This is a genomic window from Streptomyces sp. NPDC085900 (assembly GCF_044540925.1).
GTDB lineage: Bacteria > Actinomycetota > Actinomycetes > Streptomycetales > Streptomycetaceae > Streptomyces > Streptomyces gilvifuscus.
Genome location: NZ_JBITSP010000002.1, coordinates 596,784 through 614,696, shown reverse-complemented (window position 1 = coordinate 614,696; position 17,913 = coordinate 596,784). Strand labels below are relative to the sequence as shown.

The following is a 17,913-nucleotide window of genomic DNA, read 5'->3' as shown; positions in this document are numbered from 1 at the left end:
GTCAGCGCGTGTAGCCGTCGGGGTTGCGTTCCTGGAAGCGCCAGGCGTCCCGGCACATGTCGCCCAGGTCGCGCGTGGTGGTCCAGCCCCAGGCCGATGCGACCGCGCTCGCGTCGGCGACGAGGGCGGCGACGTCCCCCGGCCTGCGCTCGACGACCCGGTGGGGAACGGGGCGGCCGCTCGCCTCGGCGAAGGCCGCCGCCAGCTCCAGTACCGAGGTCCCGGTGCCCGTGCCGAGGTTGAACACCTGCATGCCCGGACGGTCGTCCAGATGGCCGAGGGCCACCCGGTGCCCCTCGGCCACGTCCATCACGTGGATGTAGTCACGCACTCCCGTGCCGTCGGGAGTGGGGTAGTCGTCGCCGAAGACGTTGAGCCTCTCCCGCCGGCCCACGGCGACCTGGGCGACGTACGGCATGAGGTTGTCCGGCACGCCCTGCGGGTCCTCGCCGAGCAGGCCGCTCGGGTGGGCGCCGACCGGGTTGAAGTAGCGCAGGGCGAGCACGCGCATGTGCGGCAGGTGGGCGCAGACGTCCTCCAGGATGCGCTCACACGTCAGCTTGGTGGCGGCATAGGGGTTCGTCGGCGCCACCGGGCTGCGTTCGGTCAGCGGCACCGACCGCGCGTCGCCGTAGACGGAGCAGGACGAGGAGAAGACCAGCCGGTGGACGTCGTGTTCGTGCATGACGGACAGCAGGGCGCAGGTCCCGCCGACGTTCGTGTCGTAGTACTCGACGGGCCGCGCCACCGACTGGCCGACCGCCTTGTGCGCGGCGAAGTGGACGACCTCGTCGACGGGGTGGGCGGCGAACACCTCGGCGAGGGCCCGGCGGTCGCGGACGTCGGCCCGGTAGGCGGCGGCGAGCGGCCGTCCGGCGGTCTTGGCGATACGGTCCAGGACGTGCGGGGAGCTGTTGACGTGGTTGTCCACGACGACGACTTCACAGCCGTGGGTGAGCAGTTCGACGCAGGTGTGGCTGCCGATGAATCCGGCGCCACCGGTCACCAGGACCGTTCGGGGCATCGGTGCACCTCGTTCCGTTCTCGTCAGGGGAACCGTCTTGGGTGCGGCGCGGGCGCGCGGCGCCGGGGAGGGGTACGGCTCAGCCGATGAATCCGCGCAGGTAGACGGGGAACAGCAGGAGCGCCCAGGCCAGCGGGACCAGCGCCAGGAGGCCCGTGGCCAGGGGCAGGGCGGCGGTGGGCAGGGCCCGGTGCACGCCGACGCCCTCGGACCTCGCGGTCTCCCGGACGTGCAGCACACCGACCGCGAGGGTCACCAGCGCGTAGGACACCGAGCCCAGCAGGCACAGGAACACGTAACCGACGGCCGGCCCGGTCAGCTCGCCGACCAGTGCCGCGCCCGAGAGCACGACGGTGATCAGCAGATAGGGCAGCACCAGACGCAGGGGCAGCCGCTCCATCCCCACGCGGGACTTGGGCGTGACCTTGAAGACGACCTTCTTGGGCCGAACGCGCTGGACCAGGGCGGCCATGACACCCCACGCCACGTACGGCCAGCGGGTCAGCCCGAACAGCCAGCCCTCCCAGCTGAGCAGGGGGGCGTCGACCGGGCGCAGCAGACCCCGTCGGCGCAGCAGCGCCGTCAGCATGACCAGGAAGAACGACATGGCCCAGAAGCGCAGGAGGAATCCGCCGTAGTTGACGTTGATCCACGAATGGCCGGTGACGGCGGCGACCGGCGGCAGCAGCAGGCCCGCCGTGGTGGTCAGCGCGAGCAGCGGGTAGTACGAGAGCGCGAACGCGAAGCGCATGCGCAGTCGCCCGGACATCCGCCGCAGGTGCTTGGGCAGCATGCCGAGGAGCATCACCACCAGGCTCCGCGACCACTGGAACTCCTGCGTCACCATGGCTGCGAAAGTGATCGGGCCGTCCCCGTGCGCTTCCGCGTCGATGGCGAACGCACCCTGCCAGCCGGCCGAGTTCAGCAGGAAGGTGGTGGAGAAGTCCTCGGCCAGCTCGGGCCCCAGTCCCCCGATGTCCCGCAGGGCGCGGGTGCGTACGGCGTAGTGGGAGCCGATGCACAGCGGTGCCAGCCCGTCGGAGTGGCCCAGTTGCATCGGACCGTGGAAGGTGGCCTCGCGGTGCAGTCGTCCACGAGCCGACCAGGACGTGCGGGCGTTGGCGTCGCACACGCTGGGCGCGGCCACGTAGCCGACCGCGGGATCGGCGAACGGCCGGACCACCTCCCTGAGGTAGTCGGGGTGGGGCACATGGTCGACGTCGAGCTGGGCGACCACGTCGTAGTCGCGGTAGCCCCAGTGGTCGTAGAAGTGCGCGAGGTTGCCCTCCTTGCAGCGGGTACGGCGAGGCCAGACGTCCCGGTGGTAGGCGGTGACACCGCGCCGGCAGGACATCCCCACGCCATGGGCCGCGCACCAGTCCAGGATCTCCTGGTCCGGGTCCTCGTCGCACAGCCATACGTCGTACTCGTGCGGAAACCGCTGCCGCAGCATGGCGGTCAGGGTGGTGCGGGCGACCCGCCAGGGCTCCGACGGCGCCCGGGTCACCACGAACGCCGTACGCAGCGGGGGCACCTCGACGGAGGCGTCGAGGGTGCGCAGGCGCAGCATGACCACGACGAAGTACAGCGGCATCAGGGACAGGTACAGCAGAAGCGCCGAGTTGACGGCGAAGCCGGCCCAGCTCGTCCGGTGCTCCGGACGCAGCCACCACTCCCAGAAGCAGACCAGGGCGGTCCACCAGCACACGGCGAGGAGTGACACCACGATCCGGTCCAGCGGTGCGAGCCGGTGTGTCCAGAACTCGGGCCGCAGGACGAGCGAGCGGCGCGGCTTGCCGAAGACCGGGCCGTCGGCGGACACCTCGACCACGTTGCCCGCCGACAGGGTGCGCAGCTGGCCTCCGAGCGTTTCACGGTCGGTCGGCGGCGCGTGGCGAGCGCCGGCCGGCGCGTGACCGTGACTGATCTGGGTCACGAGGCGGCCGAGGTCGCGACCGCACCGGGCTGGAGGGTCGCGGTACCGTCCTGCTGGCCCCCGCGGATCGCGGAGAGCGCGGCGGCGATGTCGGCGGGACGGGAGGCGAACCACTCCACCGTCCTGCGCAGCCCCTCCTCGATGCCGACCTCGGGCGTCCAGCCCAGGCGCCGTGCGGCCCTGGTGATGTCCGGGCGGCGGCGGGTGGGGTCGTCCACGGGCAGCGGATGGTGCTGGATCTCGGCCTGGGACCCCGTCAGATCCAGGACCATTCGCGCGAGTTGCATGACGGTCAGTTCGACCGGATTGCCGAGGTTCACCGGACCGGGCTCGTCTTTGTCGAGCATGGCGACGATTCCGCGCACCAGGTCGTCGACGTAGCAGAAACTGCGGGTCTGCTTTCCGTCTCCGTAGACGGTCAGCGGTTCCCCGGCGAGGGCCTGCACGACGAAACTGGAGACGACCCGACCGTCGTGCGGGCGCATACGCGGACCGTAGGTGTTGAAGATGCGGACAATTCCCGTGTTCGTTCCGCGATTCGTCCGGTAGGCCTGGGTCAGCGCCTCCGCGAATCTCTTGGCCTCGTCGTAGACACTGCGCGGTCCTACCGGATTCACGTGCCCCCAGTACGTCTCGTCCTGCGGATGCACTTCGGGATCGCCGTACACCTCACTGGTGGAGGCGAGGACGAAGCGGGCCTCGTGGCGCGCCGCCAGGCGCAGCGCGTTCTCCGTGCCGCGACTGCCGACGGCCAGCGTCTCCAGCGGGCGTCTGAGGTAGTCGGGCGGCGAGGCGGGGCTGGCCAGGTGGGCCACCGCGTCGACGGTGCCGCTCACCTCGGCCGACCGGCTGACGTCACCACGCACGAGCTCGAAACCCGGCATACCGAGAAACGGGCTGATGTTCGCCGGGTCACCGGTCGAGAAGTCGTCGAGACACACGACTTCGTCACCACGCCGAAGGAGCGCCTCGCACAGATGGGATCCGAGAAAACCCCCGCCACCTGTCACGGCCACACGCATGAATTCTCCTGAATCGACTTCGGGATCCCGTCGCTCCGTCCGGTAGAAGATGCGTGGGCGCGCGGTCCACCAGGGCAGGAGACGACCCTCCGTCAGGGCCGCGAATTCAGCATATGTGCGTTAGTAGGACTTTTCAGACAATGGCGACATGGGCTGCGCCGAACAGCCGGTACCCGCTCGGACGCTTCCGCGCCGTGCCGCCCCGGCATCAGGCGGGGCGAGGCTCACACGGTGCGGGCCTCGCTTCATCCCTGGGTGTGACGGCGCACCCGCGTGTCGGCTCGGCGCAGTACGCCTGCGCTCGCCGCACGCGGGGCCCGACGTCAGATCGCCTGCGGCGCGCCGCTGCCGGCGAGCACCTCCGGCCGCAGCAGCTGTGCCAGCCGCTCCGACGGCAACAGGCCCTTCTCCAAGACCAGTTCGGCCACCCCGCGCCCGGTGACGAGGGCCTCCTTGGCGATGTCGGTGGCGGCCGTGTACCCGATGTGCGGGTTGAGGGCGGTCACCAGGCCGATGGAGTTCTCGACGCTCGCGCGCAGCCTCTCGGTGTTGGCGGTGATGCCGTCCACGCATCGCTCGGCCAGTGTGACGCACGCGCTCTGCAGGTGGGTGATGCTCTCCGAGAGGGAGTGCAGGATGATCGGCTCGAAGGCGTTCAGCTGAAGCTGCCCGGCCTCGGCCGCCATGGTGATCGCGACGTCGTTGCCGATCACCTCGAAGGCGACCTGGTTGACGACCTCGGGGATCACCGGGTTGACCTTTCCGGGCATGATGCTCGAACCGGCCTGCACCGGCGGCAGGTTGATCTCGCCCAGGCCCGCACGCGGCCCGGACGACAGCAGCCGCAGGTCGTTGCAGCTCTTGGAGAGCTTGACGGCGATCCGCTTGAGCACGCCGGACATCTGGACGAACGCCCCGCAGTCCTGGGTGGCCTCGACGAGGTTGGCGGCCGTGACCAGCGGCAGACCGGTGATGGCGGCGAGGTGACGGCGGGCCGCCTCCGCGTATCCGGCCGGCGCGTTGAGTCCGGTGCCGATGGCCGTGGCACCGAGGTTGATCTCATGGATCAACTGGACCGCCTCGTCAAGACGGTTGCGGTCCTCGTCGATCATGACCGCGTACGCCGAGAACTCTTGACCGAGCGTCATCGGCACCGCGTCCTGCAACTGTGTACGGCCCATCTTGAGCACGTCACGGAACTCGACGGCCTTGCGCGCGAAGGAGTCCTGCAGTACGGACATCGCCTTGAGCAGTCCACGCACCGCGAAGACCGTCGCTATCTTGACGGCGGTCGGGTAGACGTCATTGGTCGACTGCCCGAGGTTGACGTCCTCGTTGGGGTGCAGGAACCCGTACTGCCCCTTCTCGTGCCCCAGCAGCTCCAACGCCCGGTTGGCGACGACCTCGTTGGCGTTCATGTTGGTCGAGGTCCCGGCACCGCCCTGGATGACGTCGACGACGAACTGGTCGTGCAGCCTGCCGCCCCGGATCTCCCGGCAGGCCCCGACGATCGCTGCGGCCTTCTCCGGCGCCAGCAGCCCGAGCTCCTCGTTGGCGAGGGCGGCGGCCTCCTTGACCGCGGCGAGGGCGTCGATCAGATGCGGGTAGGCGGAGATCGGCATGCCGGTGATCGGGAAGTTCTCCGTGGCCCGCAGGGTGTGCACACCCCAGTAGACATCGGCGGGAACATCACGGTCGCCGAGCAGATCGTGCTCGCTACGGGTGACAGGGGCGGTCATGAGGGTTCGGTTCCTCTTTCCGAGAGAGGGGACATGAGCGCCCCTGCAAGGGGCGCGGGGAACTGCGCGACCGGCCACACCCGGCCCGCAGTCGCGAAACTGCACATCTGGCAGGGCCCTAGGCGCAAGCCTTGACGACAACGGGGTCCAACGACCGAGCGGGCCGCACACACCCGACCGGCTGCCCCCCACCGAGCAACGCCTCACCCTGGAACTCGGCGAGCGCCGCCGCATCGACGCCGGCCCGCGCCAAGGCGGCCGCCGCCACCGGCACCCGCGCCCGGTTCGCCCCGTCGGCGATCTTCACGGCCACGGCCCGACCGTCCGGCAGCGCGGCGACCTGCACGCCCTCGAAGCCGTCCTTGGCGAGCAGCCCCGGCACGGCCCGCATGAGGGCGGCCACGTCCCGTCCCGAGCCGGAGGCCATCTCGGCGTGGGCACGCATCGCGTCGGCGACGCGCGCCTCCGGGGTGCCGGGAGCCGCGGTGGTGACGCGCGCGGCGGCCCGGGCGAGCCCGTGCAGGGACACCGAGAACAGCGGCGCCCCGCACCCGTCGACCGTGACGCGGGCGATCCGCTGCCCGGTGAGGTCCTCGACGATCTCGGCGATCGCCTGCTGCAGCGGATGGACGGGGTCGAGGTACCCCTCCAGCGGCCAGTCGTTGAGCACGCACGTGTACAGCATCGCCGCGTGCTTGCCCGAGCAGTTCTGGGCGAGCCGCGAGGGCGGCCGGCCCTCGCGCACCCAGGTGTCCCGGACGACGGGGTCGAAGGGCATGTCCGGGACGTTGCGCAGATGGGCCTCGGTCAGACCGGCGAGTTCGAGGATGCGCCGGGTCCCGGCGAGGTGCCGCTCCTCGCCGGAGTGGCTGGCCGCGGTGAGCGACAGAAGCTCGTCGTCGAGCGGCAGCCCCGCCCGGACCATGGCAACGGCCTGGACGGGCTTGAGGGCCGAGCGCGGGTAGAAGGCGGCCTCGATGTCACCGAGCTGGAAGTCGACCTTCCCGTCGGTGCCGAGGACGACGACGGAACCGTAGTGGATGCCCTCGACGACCCCGCCGCGTATCAGGTGGGCGACGGGGGCGTGGAGGGGCTCGCGGATCAGGGGTGCGTCCGCGACGGAACTGCTGAACATCACTGCCTCTTGTCAGGGAGCGCCGCGTGGGTCACGCGTCGGCTCCGGTCGATGCGTTCTCGGTGGAGGTGCGTCCGACACGGCCGCGGATGAGGAACCATCCGCCGACCAGGGCTCCGACGATCAGCGGCAGGCACAGCACGGTGGTGCGGCCGGCGCCTCCGTCGGCGTACATGAGGACCAGGACGGAGGCGAGGAAGGCCAGCGTCACGAGCTCGGTCCAGGGGGAGCCCGGCAGCCGGTAGCCGGGGCGGGTCAGCTCGCCCTGCTGGGTCTTCCGCCAGAAGAGGAGGTGACTGACCATGATCATGCCCCAGGTGGAGAGGATGCCGATCGCCGCGAAGTTCAGGACGATCTCGAAGGCGTCCGCCGGGACCACGAAGTTCAGGCCCACGCCCAGGACACAGAAACCGCTGGTGAGCAGGATGCCGCCGTACGGGACCTGACTGCGGCTCATCACGCGGGTGAACTTGGGCGCGGAGCCGGACATGGCCATGGAGCGCAGGATGCGGCCGGTGGAGTACAGGCCGGAGTTGAGCGAGGACATGGCCGCGGTGAGGACGACGAGGTTCATCACACCGCCCGCCGCGGGGATGCCGATGTTGGAGAGCACGGTCACGAAGGGGCTCTCGGCGGCGCTGTACTTGTTCCAGGGCAGCAGCATCGACAGCAGGACGACCGAGCCGACGTAGAACAGGCCGACGCGCCACATGATCGAGTTGATCGCCTTGGGCATGATCTTCTCGGGGTTCTCGGTCTCGCCGGCCGCGACGCCGACCAGTTCGACGGAGGCGTAGGCGAAGACGACGCCCTGGATGATCAGCAGCATGGGCAGCAGGCCGTTGGGGAAGACGCCGCCGTTGTCGGTGATCAGGGACGGTCCGGCGTGTGCGCCGTCGACGGGGTGCTGGGTGACCAGCAGGAAGATGCCGATGCACATGAACACCACCAGCGCGCTGACCTTGACGATCGCGAACCAGAACTCGAGCTCACCGAAGATCTTGACCGAGATCAGGTTGACCGTCAGCACGACGGCGAGGGCGATCAAGGCGATCAGCCACTGGGGGATGTCGGAGAACAGGCCCCAGTAGTGCGTGTAGGTGGCCACGGCGGTGATGTCGGCGATGCCGGTGGTCGCCCAGTTCAGGAAGTACATCCAGCCCGCGGTGTAGGCACCCTTCTCGCCCATGAACTCGCGGGCGTACGACACGAAGGCGCCGGAGGAGGGCCGGTACAGGACGAGTTCGCCGAGGGCGCGTACGACCAGGAAGGCGAAGACGCCGCAGACCGCGTAGGCGATGAACAGGGAGGGGCCGGCGTCGGCGAGGCGGCCGCCCGCGCCGAGGAAGAGACCGGTGCCGATGGCGCCGCCGATGGCGATCATGTTGACATGCCGGGACTTCAGGGACTTGCTGTAGCCCGCGTCGCCGGCGTCGACGTGTGCGGCCGGTGTGCGCGTCTCTTCTTTGAGGTGCTCGCTCACGCCTCGGGTCCGCCTTCCGTAGGTGTCTCCGCGCGCGAGGGGCGCACGATGTCGGTGAGGGTGGTCTCGACGCGGTCGAGGTGGTGCGCCATGGCGTCCGTCGCGTCGAGTTCGGAACCGTCCATCAGCGCCTCGACGATCGCCCGGTGCTCGCGGTTGGACTGCTCGCGGCGTCCGCCCAGTTCGTTGAGGAAGGCCGACTGACGCGCCAGTGCGTCGCGGATCTCCTCGATGACCCGGCGGAAGACCGGGTTCTGGGCGGCCTGGGCGACGGCGAGGTGGAACAGCGAGTCGAGGGCGACCCACGAGGTGGTGTCGGTCTCCCGCTCCATGCGCTCCAGCAGGTGCGTCAGGTGGTCCAGGTCCTCCGGGGTGCGGCGCCGGGCCGCGTAGCCCGCCACCGGGATCTCCACGTGGCGGCGCACCTCCAGCAGGTCGCTGGCCGCGTAGTCGCCGAAGGTGGGGTCCTCGACGGCGCTCGCGACGACGAAGGTGCCCTTGCCCGTCTTGGAGACGGTCAGGCCCATCGTCTGCAGGGCCCGCAGGGCCTCGCGCAGGACGGGCCGGCTGACCTCGAGGGTGCGGCACAGCTCGGCCTCGGAGGGGAGCTTGTCCCCCACCGCGTACTCGCCGTTCTCGATGGCGGCGCGCAGATGGGCCAGGACCGCTTCCATGGCGCTGATGCGCCGCGGACCCTGACTGGCTGTCTTGCTGTCTGACAGGTTCACGGGAGTGATCCTGCGGGTGACGTACGGGGGCTGTCAAGGGAGGTGAATGAAAAGATTCGCGGGGTGTGCGATCTGAAAACAGATCCCACACCCCGCGTCGCGCGACCTGACCGGTCAGCTGTTGATCACGCCCCCGCCGAGCAGGCCCAGCAGCAGCACGCCGACGATGATCCGGTAGATCACGAAAGCGTTGAAGGAGTGCTTGGCGACGTACTTCAGCAGCCAGGCGATGGAGGCGTAGGCGACCACGAAGGAGGTGGCGGTGCCGACGGCCAGCGGAGCGAGCCCCACCCCGGCGCCCAGGGCGTCCTTGAGCTCGTACAGGCCCGCACCGGTCAGCGCGGGGATGCCGAGGAAGAAGGACAGGCGCGTGGCGGCCACGCGGTCCAGGTCCAGGATCAGCGCCGTGGACATGGTGGCACCGGAACGGGAGAAGCCCGGGAACAGCAGGGCGAGGATCTGCGAGCCGCCGACCAGCATCGCGTCCTTGAACGTGGTGTCGTCCTCACCGCGCTTGTGCCGGCCCATCTGGTCCGCCGCCCACATCACGCCACTGCCGACGATCAGCGAACCGGCGACCACCCACAGCGAGGCGAGCGGGCCCTCGATCAGCGGCTTGGCGGCGAGGCCCACGACCACGATGGGAATGGTGGCGTAGATGACCCACCAGGCGAACTTGTAGTCGTGGTGGTAGCGCTCCTCCTTGTTGGCCAGTCCCCGGCCCCACGCGGAGACGATCCGCACGATGTCCTTGAAGAAGTACAGGAGCACCGCGGCGATCGCGCCGACCTGGATGACCGCCGAGAAGCCGACGACGGCGTCGTCGTCGACCGGGATGTTCATGAGCCCTTCGGTGATCTTCAGATGCCCGGTGGAGGAGACGGGAAGGAACTCGGTCAGCCCTTCCACGACTCCGAGGACGGCGGCCTGGCCGACGTTGATGACGCTCATGGGATCCAGTTCTGAGGAGTTGGTCGACAGTGCTGTAGACAGTCTTACTACGAGCGGGCGGGGGCCTTGCGCCTACCCCCACAGCGCCCGGGCGAGCGAAACCCCGGCAAAGGCCGCACCGAGGCCCGCCGTCACACTTCCGACGACGTTGGCCGCAGCGTAGAGCCCCGCCCCCGTCTCGGTCAGCCGCAGGGTCTCGTAGGAGAAGGTGGAGTAGGTCGTCAGCGCTCCGCACAGGCCGGTTCCCAGGAGCAGCTGCGTCTGGGAACCCGCGGCGCCCTGGGCCGCGGCGCCGGTCAGCAGGCCCAGGATCAGGCAGCCGGTGACGTTGACGGCGAACGTGCCCCAGGGGAAGACCGAGTCGTGCCGGGACTGCACCGCGCGGTCGGTGAGGTAGCGCAGGGGTGCGCCGACCATGGCGCCCGCGACGACCGACAGCCAGTTCACAACGACTTCTTACCCTTCCTGCCCGACGCACCGGGGGCCGTCTCGCGGCCCACGTACCGGATGACCTCGCAGTCGTCGAGGATCACGAGCCCCTCCTCGACGAGCTCGTCGAGCTGCGGCAGGAAGGCGCGGACCCGTTCCTCGGTGTCGACGACGACGATCGCCACCGGCAGGTCCTCGCTCAGCGACAGCAGCCGCGAGGTGTGGATCAGCGAGGAGGCGCCGAAGCCCTCGATGCCGCGGAAGACACTGGCGCCGGCGAGGCCGGCCGCGTGCGCGCGGTGGACGATCTCGGAGTACAGCGGTTTGTGGTGCCAGGTGTCGTTCTCGCCGACGAAGACGGTCACGCGCAGGGCGTTGCCGGTCAGCCTCGTCATGGCTGCCTCCACTTCAGGACGCGGCGGGCGGCGGTGACCGCGAGCCACACCGCCGTGAGGGCCGCGAGCAGCGTCGCGGCGAGGTAGGCCGCCCCGGTGACCGGGTGGCCGGCGTCGACGAGCTTCTGGATGTCGACGGCGTAGGTGGAGAAGGTGGTGAAGCCGCCCAGGACCCCGGTGCCGAAGAACGGGCGCACGAGCCGGTGGGCGGCCCACACGTCGGTGATGACGACCATGAACACGCCGATCACGGCGCAGCCGAGGACGTTGGTCCAGAAGGTCGCCCACGGGAAGTGGCCGGGTGGGGTGGGCCACGCCAGGGCGAGCGCGTAGCGGGCGCTCGCGCCGAGGGCCCCGCCCAGCGCGACCACCGCGAGGACCGGTGCCTGGGTGCGCCAGGCCGGCGCTCGCCGGGTGCGGGCCGGGGCGCGCAGGCTCTCGGCTTCCGGTGCGGTCATGGTCGTACGTCTCCTACTCGCCGGGGCCCGGGTGCGCGGGCGCCGCTCCTTCGCAAGTAGGGACCGTTGGCGGCACCGGTGCCGCGGTTCGGGTACGGCGGGCCCCACCGCCGCGCCGCGAAGGGGGTCGCGGCCGGGCTACAGCGTAGCGTCCGGGCCGCGCGGAGGTCATTTCGGGTCCGGCCGCTCGCACACCGCCACTCCGCGCTCCCGGAGGCTGCCCAGGACGAGGCGGCCGCCGGCCTCGCAGACGCTGGTGACGAAGCGGAAGCCGGAGCGGTGGCGGGTGAGGTGGTGGACGACCGTGCCCCGGTCGTCGACCGCGAGGACGCCGATGGTGCCGGTGGGGCGGTAGGGGGCGCGGACGGCGACGCGGGCGGCCGCGGCGCGGACGGCGGGGGCGGTGCGGTGCAGCAGGTCGAGCGGGGGGATGCGGGGGCCGGCCAGGGAGACCCAGACGGGTCCGTCGGGTGCGCCGCGCCAGATGTTGTCGGGCATGCCGGGGAGGTTCTCGACGAAGGGCTCGCCGTGCCCGGCCTTCGGTCCGCTCAGCCAGTAGCGGGTGAGCCGGCGGGCGCCGGTCTCGGCGACGACCAGGAACGATTCGTCGGAGCTCAGCGCCAGCCCGTTCGCGAACTGCAGTCCGTCCAGGAGCACTTCGGGGTGTTCGCTGCCCGGCGCCAGGCGCAGCAGCCGGCCGGTGCCGGTGTGTTCGACGATGTCGCCGATCCACTGGTCCAGGGGGTAGCGGCGGCTGGAGACGGTGAAGCAGACGCTGCCGTCGGACAGCGCCACCACGTTGCTGCAGAACCGCAGCCGCTCCCCCGCCACCGAGTCGGCGAGGATGCGGACGATGCCCTCGCGCAGGTCGACGCGGAGCAGGCCGAGTTCGGCGTCGCAGACCAGCAGGGCGTCGTCCGGCAGCAGTTCGAGGCCGAGGGGCCGGCCGCCGGTCTCGGCGAGGACCTCGACGCGGGCGGGCGAGTCGTCGGTGAGGCCGTCGATGCGCAGGATGCGGCCGTCCTCCACGCCGGTCAGCACGCGGCCGCGGGCGTCGGCCACGACGTCCTCGGGGCCGCGGCCGCCGATGGCGACGTATTTCAGCGGGACAAGTGCGGCGGGACGGTCCATGGAGAACCTCCTCGTCGAGGTCGGGACAGTTCATGCTGGCATGCGTACGGACGTCCGACGGGTACCGGGTCACTCGATCAGGTTTACCTCGTGGCTTTTCTGCCCACTCAGTCCATCGCCACCAGTGTCTCCACCGGACCATGCGCACAGCGGTTGTTCCGGTCACGAAGAAGGGGTGGTCCCATGTCACGGTCGTCCGCGTGGTGGCACCGGCTGGGGCTGGCCGAGCTCCATCGGCGCGGCGCGGAACTGGAGTTGCTGCACCGGGCTCTGGGCTTCGCCACGCTCGCCCTGGTCACACTGGCGCCGCTGCTGATCGTGGTCGCGGCGGCGGATCCGCTCGGGCACGGCGGGTTCGCGCTGTGGCTGGTGGACGGCATGGACCTGTCGGGCCGGTCCGCCCAGGCGCTCTCGCGCGTCTTCACCCCGCCGCGCAAGGTCATCAGCACCACCAGCGCGTGGAGCGTGGCGCTGCTCGCGCTGTTCGGGCTGTCCTTCGCGTCCAGCGTGCAGAACGGCTACGAGCGGATCTGGAGGCCGTCGGCCGGCCCCTGGCACCGGCTCTACCGCCAAGTGGTGTGGCTGGTGGTGCTCATGGTGTACGTGTACACGCAGGTGCAGACCCGCAGTGTGCTGGGCGGCGCACCCCGCATCTCGCTCAGCCTGACGGTCGGGATCCTGTTCTTCTGGTGGAGCTCCCATTTCCTGCTCGCCGGCCAGGTGCGCTGGCGCCATCTGCTGCCCGGGGCCCTCGCGACGATGGCCGGTCTGGTGGGCCTGCGCTGGTTCTCGTATCTGGTCTTCACCCCGCTGCTGATCACCAACGCGGTCAGCTACGGGCCCATGGGCACCATCCTGGTGGTGGAGTCCTGGCTGGTCGGCGTCGGGTTCGTGGTGTTCGGCGGCGCGCTGGTCGGGCGGCTGCTGTGCGAGCGGTTCGGGTACACGGAGGAGCCGCCCGAGGACGAAGGCGGCTCGGATCAGGGGCCGTCGGCGGTGCCGTCGTCGCGGGGGACGGTCTAGGGGGCCGTCCGGCCCGGCACGCCTACCAGCCCTTCTCGAACATGCGGGCCACCTCGGCGATGCGCATCTCGTCGCGCCGGTAGTAGGTGTGCTGCCCGTTCCTGCGGGTGCGCAGCAGGCCCAGGTTCGCGAGGAGGTCGAGGTGGGTCACGGCGACGGCGCGGGGCACGCCCAGCTTGGTCGCCACGGCGTCCGCGGTGACACCGTCCTCGACCGGGTCGCCGTGCGGCTGCGGGGCGAAGTGCGCGGCCGGGTCCTTGAGCCACTCCAGGATGTCCTGACGCAGCGTGCCGCCGGGAGTCCTCAGCATCTCGTCCCCCTTACCGGACGGGCCACCGCGTACCGCGTCCTCCCACTGTCCCGCAGGGCGCGCCGCCGTGTCCGGGACTCGGTGGCCTTTGTCCGGGACCCGACGGCCCGATGGAGGATGGGCTGTTGGTCCCGCCGACGGGAAATTGGGCGAGGGCCCGGCCGCTCCCCTGCGACCGGGCCCCCTCCACACAGGTTCAGCGATGGCTGAACCAGCTCATGGCCGAGGTGGCCCTGTCGTTGTAGTCGAACAGGGCCTGGTTCTCCCAGCCGTTGCCGGAGGCGGAGTCGGTCGGGTCCCAGCCGTTGCCGGTGACCGCGGTCCAGGTGGCCTCCCAGTAGAAGACACCGAGGCCCTTGTTGCCGGGGACGGCCTCCACGATGTTCGCGACGGCGTTCATCCACGCCAGCTGGCCCGCCTGGGTGGCCGGGTAGCCGGTGACGAGCTCGCCGGTGGTGTCGATCTGGTTCTCCAGCGGGTCGTCCTGGGCGAGGGTGAACGGGTAGGCCGTCTCGGCGACGAACACCGGCTTGCCGTAGCGGGAGACGACATCGTCCAGGGTGGCCTGGGCGGTGGCGAGCGAGCCGTGCCAGTACCCGTAGTAGGACAGGCCGATGACGTCGTAGTCGACGCCGTACGTCTTGGCGTTGTCGAACCACCAGCGGACGGTGGAGTCGTCACCGGCGTTGGCCAGGTGCAGCGCCACCTGGGTGCCGGCGGAGACCGCCTTGACGGCGCTGTAGCCGGAGTTGAGCAGGCCGGCGAGCTGCGACCAGTTGTCGGTGGAGCCCTCGCTCCACAGCATGCCGCCGTTGATCTCGTTGCCGACCTGCACCATGTCGGCGGTGGTGCCCTGCGCCTTCAGCGCGTTGAGCACGTCGTACGTGTGGTTGTACACGTCCGTCTTGAGCTGACCGTAGGTGTGGCTCGACCAGGCGGCCGGCTTGGTCTGCTTGCCGGGGTCGGCCCAGCTGTCCGAGTAGTGGAAGTCGACCAGCAGCTTCATGCCGGCCGCCTTGACCCGCTTGGCCATGGCCAGCACGCGCGTCTTGTTGTTGTAGCCGTCGGCCGGGTTGACCCAGACCTTCAGGCGCGCGTAGTTCATACCGGCGTTCTTGAGGATGGTGACCGCGTCGCCGCTGGTGCCGGAGCTCGTCCGGTAGACGCCGCCGAGGGCCTCGCTCTTGGCGAGGGAGGATATGTCGGCACCCTTGACGGACAGTCCGGTCGATCCGGATGCGAACGTCAGGTCGTCGACATTGATCCAGTTGCCCGCGTTCGCGTCACTGTTGATGCTGATGGTGCACTGGTTGCCGGTCACCTTGATCGACGTGACGATGCGGACCCAGCTGCTGGTGGACACCGGCAGGTCGGTGCGCTGTTCGGAACTGCCGCAGTTCTTCAGGGACACGTACGCGGAGTTCTGCCCGCCGCTGGAGCGCACCCAGGCGGTGAGCGTGTAGCTGCCGTTGGTCAGGCCCGACAGGTACTGGTAGGTCTCCACCTTGTAGGCGGACGCCGAGTAGTGGGACAGCCGGTAGCGCCCGCTGTGACCGCCGGACTCGGTGTACGAGGCGCCGGTGTCGCCGTACTCGGACCAGCCGGCGGGGGCGGCGACGCCCGCGCCGTCGGACTCGAAGCCGCCGTTGGCCAAAGTGGCGGCCGCGTGCGCGCTGGTGGCGGGCAGGGCGATGAGGGCGAGCCCGGCCACGAGCGGCAGCAGCAGGGCCCTGAGGGTGCGTCTGGGATGGAACATCGTCGTCCGTCGTCCCTTCGACGAATGGGGATGGGGATCCCCTCCGATGGAGGTGCCCCTCCGGTGGAGGCGCGCTTCCGGTCGAGGCGCGCTCCGGTGGAGGCGCCCTTCCGGTGGCGCCCGGAGGGAGAGCCCCTCCGCCCGCGGCTCTCGTGGCACACGCGGGCGGAGGGGAGTCGGCTCAGCCGTCGAGTCGTACGACCCGCACGGCTCCCGCGGGCACTTCCAGGCGGCCCGCGGCGCGTTCGCCGGTGAGCAGCTCGGTGCCGTGCGCCTCCAGCGGCACCTTGGCGTCCGTGGCGGTGTGGTTGATCGCGAAGAGGTAGCTGCCCGAGTCGCCGGTGCGGCGTACGACCTCGACGTCGCGGGGCAGGTCGGCGGGCGCCGCGACGCGGGCGTCCTCGACGGCCCAGCCGAGCAGGGCGTCCAGGCCCTCGGGGGCGAGGCGGGTGGAGACGTACCAGGCGGTGCCCTCGCCGAGGCGGTGGCGGGTGACGGCCGGGTGGCCGGCGGTCAGGCCGTCGGCGTACGTCCACACGGTCTCCGCGCCGCGCGGGACGACGAACTCCGTCCAGACGTCGCCGGCGAGTTCGGAGCCGTCGGGGCCGGTCAGGCGCACCGACTGGCCCGGCAGCAGCGGCGAGAACTCCTCGACGGTCAGACCGAGCACGTCCCTGAGCGCGCCGGGGCAGGCGCCCTCGTGGACTGCGTCGTGCTCGTCGACGATGCCGGAGAAGTACGAGACCACGAGGGTGCCGCCGTTCTCGACGTACTCCCTGAGGTTGTTCCCGGCGGCCTCGGTCATCAGGTACAGGGCGGGCACGACGACAAGGGGATATCTCGACAAGTCGGCTTCCGGATGGGCGAAGTCGACGGTGAGGTGGCGGTCGTAGAGGGCCTCGTAGAAGGCGTCGGCGCGTTCGCGCGCGTCGTGGTCCTCGCTGGGGCGCCAGTCGAGGTTCTGCGCCCACCAGGAGTGCCAGTCCCACAGGACGGCGACGTCGGCCTCGGTGCGGGTGCCGCGGACGGTGCTCAAGGAGTCCAGGGACGCGCCCAGTTCGACGACCTCGCGCCACACGCGCGTGTCGGTGCCGCCGTGCGGGACCATCGCCGAGTGGAACTTCTCGGCGCCGCGCCGGGACTGGCGCCACTGGAAGAACATCGCGCCGTCGGAGCCGCGGGCCACGTGCGCCAGGGAGTTGCGGGCCATCTGGCCCGGCGCTTTGGCGGGGTTGCGGGGCTGCCAGTTGACGCCCGAGGTGGAGTGTTCGAGCAGCAGCCAGGGGGCGCCGCCCGCCACGGAGCGGGTGAGGTCGGCGGCCATGGCGAGGTTGACGTGGGTGCGGCGGCCGTCGGTGATCAGGTAGTGGTCGTTGGTGACGATGTCGACCTCGCGGCCCCAGGCCCAGTAGTCGACGGAGTCGCACTGGCTGAGGGCGGTCATGAAGTTCGTGGTGACCGGCACGCCCGGCGAGAGGCGGTGCAGGATGTCCCGCTCCATGAGGAAGTTCTCGCGCATGGTGGCGTCGGCGAAGCGCTTGTAGTCCAGCGCCTGGGCCGGGTTGACCGCCGTCGGGGTGGCACTGGGCGGCCCGATCTGCTCGAAACCGGTGTAACGCTGGCCCCAGAAGGCCGTGCCCCAGGCCTCGTTGACGGCTTCGACGCTCCCGTACGACGACTCGAGCCAGCGTCGGAAGTGGGCGGCGCAGGAGTCGCAGTAGCAGGCCGAGACCGGGACGCCGTACTCGTTGTGCACGTGCCACATCGCCACGGCCGGGTGGGCGCCGTAGCGCTCGGCGAGCCGGGTGGTGATCCCGGCGGCGGCCGCGCGGTAGTCGGCGTTGCTGTGACAGATGGCGGCGCGGGAGCCGAACGCGTAGCGGACGCCCTCGCGGCTGACGGGCAGCGCCTCCGGATGGGCTCGGTAGAACCAGGCGGGCGGGCAGACGGTGGGGGTGCCCAGGTCGACGCGGATGCCGCTTGCGTGCAGCAGGTCGACGACGCGGTCCAGCCAGCCGAAGTCGTACTCGCCGGGTGAGGGTTCCAGCAGGGCCCAGGAGAAGATCCCGACGCTCACCATGGTGACGCCGGCCTCGCGCATCAGCCGGACGTCCTCCTGCCACACGCTCTCCGGCCACTGCTCGGGGTTGTAGTCCCCACCGAAGGCGAGCCTGGTGAGGCCCCTGGGGCTGTTCTCCGGCATGGATCTCTCCCGAATTGGTCGATCATTTGGGAACGTGCACACACATCCTGGGCGGTGCGAGCCCAACATAACCGCACAGCAACAACCATTGACAAGTGTCCGGGATGTTTCTCTACTGTGAACGCTCACAGAGCAGCACCACAGGTCCTCGCGACGGGCGGGGGCCCGGCTCATGTGATTCGCACGGCAG

Annotated in this window: 16 protein-coding genes; 1 reads left to right on the top strand and 15 read right to left on the bottom strand. The window is 70.4% G+C overall.

What is annotated here, in order from left to right; genetic code table 11:
* Position 1: 1 nt before the first annotated feature.
* The 12 genes from galE to ACIGDI_RS07440 form a co-directional block, all read right to left on the bottom strand.
* Positions 2 to 1,024, bottom strand: a complete 1,023-nt coding sequence (gene galE / locus ACIGDI_RS07495; RefSeq protein ID WP_384811425.1) for a UDP-glucose 4-epimerase GalE — start codon at positions 1,022 to 1,024, stop codon at positions 2 to 4.
* Positions 1,025 to 1,103: 79 nt separating this feature from the next.
* Complete coding sequence (locus ACIGDI_RS07490) at positions 1,104 to 2,960, bottom strand: glycosyltransferase (protein ID WP_399891901.1); 1,857 nt, start codon at positions 2,958 to 2,960, stop codon at positions 1,104 to 1,106.
* Positions 2,957 to 3,982, bottom strand: coding sequence for a UDP-glucuronic acid decarboxylase family protein (locus ACIGDI_RS07485; protein WP_399891898.1), 1,026 nt, complete (start codon positions 3,980 to 3,982; stop codon positions 2,957 to 2,959). Before ACIGDI_RS07485 ends, ACIGDI_RS07490 begins: the two co-directional genes overlap by 4 nt.
* Before the next feature lie 323 nt (positions 3,983 to 4,305).
* Entirely contained in the window at positions 4,306 to 5,721 is a 1,416-nt protein-coding gene (gene aspA / locus ACIGDI_RS07480; protein ID WP_200697755.1) for an aspartate ammonia-lyase, read from the bottom strand.
* Between the two features lie 118 nt (positions 5,722 to 5,839).
* Positions 5,840 to 6,856, bottom strand: coding sequence for an asparaginase (locus tag ACIGDI_RS07475; protein ID WP_399891894.1), 1,017 nt, complete (start codon positions 6,854 to 6,856; stop codon positions 5,840 to 5,842).
* A gap of 31 nt (positions 6,857 to 6,887) precedes the next feature.
* Entirely contained in the window at positions 6,888 to 8,339 is a 1,452-nt protein-coding gene (locus ACIGDI_RS07470; protein ID WP_399891891.1) for an amino acid permease, read from the bottom strand.
* A complete protein-coding gene (locus ACIGDI_RS07465; protein WP_200697791.1) occupies positions 8,336 to 9,013 on the bottom strand; it encodes a FadR/GntR family transcriptional regulator in 678 nt (225 codons plus the stop codon). Before ACIGDI_RS07465 ends, ACIGDI_RS07470 begins: the two co-directional genes overlap by 4 nt.
* A gap of 168 nt (positions 9,014 to 9,181) precedes the next feature.
* Positions 9,182 to 10,018, bottom strand: coding sequence for an undecaprenyl-diphosphate phosphatase (locus tag ACIGDI_RS07460; protein WP_200697752.1), 837 nt, complete (start codon positions 10,016 to 10,018; stop codon positions 9,182 to 9,184).
* A gap of 72 nt (positions 10,019 to 10,090) precedes the next feature.
* A complete protein-coding gene (crcB, locus tag ACIGDI_RS07455) occupies positions 10,091 to 10,465 on the bottom strand; it encodes a fluoride efflux transporter CrcB (protein WP_399891887.1) in 375 nt (124 codons plus the stop codon).
* A complete protein-coding gene (locus ACIGDI_RS07450) occupies positions 10,462 to 10,842 on the bottom strand; it encodes a DUF190 domain-containing protein (protein WP_399891884.1) in 381 nt (126 codons plus the stop codon). Before ACIGDI_RS07450 ends, crcB (ACIGDI_RS07455) begins: the two co-directional genes overlap by 4 nt.
* A complete protein-coding gene (crcB, locus tag ACIGDI_RS07445) occupies positions 10,839 to 11,300 on the bottom strand; it encodes a fluoride efflux transporter CrcB (protein WP_399891882.1) in 462 nt (153 codons plus the stop codon). Before crcB (ACIGDI_RS07445) ends, ACIGDI_RS07450 begins: the two co-directional genes overlap by 4 nt.
* Positions 11,301 to 11,468: 168 nt before the next feature.
* Positions 11,469 to 12,431: an SMP-30/gluconolactonase/LRE family protein gene (locus ACIGDI_RS07440; protein WP_399891878.1), complete on the bottom strand. Its 963-nt coding sequence runs from the start codon at positions 12,429 to 12,431 to the stop codon at positions 11,469 to 11,471.
* Positions 12,432 to 12,614: 183 nt separating this feature from the next.
* On the opposite strand from ACIGDI_RS07440, the gene ACIGDI_RS07435 reads away from it, so the two are divergent.
* Positions 12,615 to 13,454, top strand: coding sequence for a ribonuclease BN (locus ACIGDI_RS07435; RefSeq protein ID WP_399891875.1), 840 nt, complete (start codon positions 12,615 to 12,617; stop codon positions 13,452 to 13,454).
* A 22-nt stretch (positions 13,455 to 13,476) separates the two neighbouring features.
* Here the strand turns inward: ACIGDI_RS07435 and ACIGDI_RS07430 are convergent, their stop codons facing one another.
* From ACIGDI_RS07430 to ACIGDI_RS07420, 3 genes are all read right to left on the bottom strand, one after another.
* Entirely contained in the window at positions 13,477 to 13,764 is a 288-nt protein-coding gene (locus ACIGDI_RS07430) for an ArsR family transcriptional regulator (RefSeq protein ID WP_399891871.1), read from the bottom strand.
* Between the two features lie 196 nt (positions 13,765 to 13,960).
* Positions 13,961 to 15,520 (bottom strand): glycosyl hydrolase 53 family protein, encoded by a 1,560-nt coding sequence (locus ACIGDI_RS07425; protein WP_399891868.1) that lies wholly within the window; start codon positions 15,518 to 15,520, stop codon positions 13,961 to 13,963.
* A 181-nt stretch (positions 15,521 to 15,701) separates the two neighbouring features.
* Positions 15,702 to 17,723 carry a beta-galactosidase gene (locus tag ACIGDI_RS07420; protein WP_399891865.1) on the bottom strand — a complete coding sequence of 674 codons (2,022 nt, stop codon included), beginning with the start codon at positions 17,721 to 17,723 and terminating at the stop codon, positions 15,702 to 15,704.
* Positions 17,724 to 17,913 lie beyond the last annotated feature (190 nt).

What these genes read in the sequence shown, in the direction of transcription:
- ACIGDI_RS07420 (WP_399891865.1), bottom strand. Translation starts at nt 17,723, where the DNA reads ATGCCGGAGAACAGCCCCAGGGGCCTCACCAGGCTCGCCTTCGGTGGG.
- ACIGDI_RS07435 (WP_399891875.1), top strand. Translation starts at nt 12,615, where the DNA reads ATGTCACGGTCGTCCGCGTGGTGGCACCGGCTGGGGCTGGCCGAGCTC.
- aspA (WP_200697755.1), bottom strand. Translation starts at nt 5,721, where the DNA reads ATGACCGCCCCTGTCACCCGTAGCGAGCACGATCTGCTCGGCGACCGT.
- ACIGDI_RS07440 (WP_399891878.1), bottom strand. Translation starts at nt 12,431, where the DNA reads ATGGACCGTCCCGCCGCACTTGTCCCGCTGAAATACGTCGCCATCGGC.
- ACIGDI_RS07450 (WP_399891884.1), bottom strand. Translation starts at nt 10,842, where the DNA reads ATGACGAGGCTGACCGGCAACGCCCTGCGCGTGACCGTCTTCGTCGGC.
- galE (WP_384811425.1), bottom strand. Translation starts at nt 1,024, where the DNA reads ATGCCCCGAACGGTCCTGGTGACCGGTGGCGCCGGATTCATCGGCAGC.
- ACIGDI_RS07465 (WP_200697791.1), bottom strand. Translation starts at nt 9,013, where the DNA reads ATGGAAGCGGTCCTGGCCCATCTGCGCGCCGCCATCGAGAACGGCGAG.
- ACIGDI_RS07485 (WP_399891898.1), bottom strand. Translation starts at nt 3,982, where the DNA reads ATGCGTGTGGCCGTGACAGGTGGCGGGGGTTTTCTCGGATCCCATCTG.
- ACIGDI_RS07460 (WP_200697752.1), bottom strand. Translation starts at nt 10,018, where the DNA reads ATGAGCGTCATCAACGTCGGCCAGGCCGCCGTCCTCGGAGTCGTGGAA.
- ACIGDI_RS07430 (WP_399891871.1), bottom strand. Translation starts at nt 13,764, where the DNA reads ATGCTGAGGACTCCCGGCGGCACGCTGCGTCAGGACATCCTGGAGTGG.
- ACIGDI_RS07475 (WP_399891894.1), bottom strand. Translation starts at nt 6,856, where the DNA reads ATGTTCAGCAGTTCCGTCGCGGACGCACCCCTGATCCGCGAGCCCCTC.
- crcB (WP_399891882.1), bottom strand. Translation starts at nt 11,300, where the DNA reads ATGACCGCACCGGAAGCCGAGAGCCTGCGCGCCCCGGCCCGCACCCGG.
- ACIGDI_RS07425 (WP_399891868.1), bottom strand. Translation starts at nt 15,520, where the DNA reads ATGTTCCATCCCAGACGCACCCTCAGGGCCCTGCTGCTGCCGCTCGTG.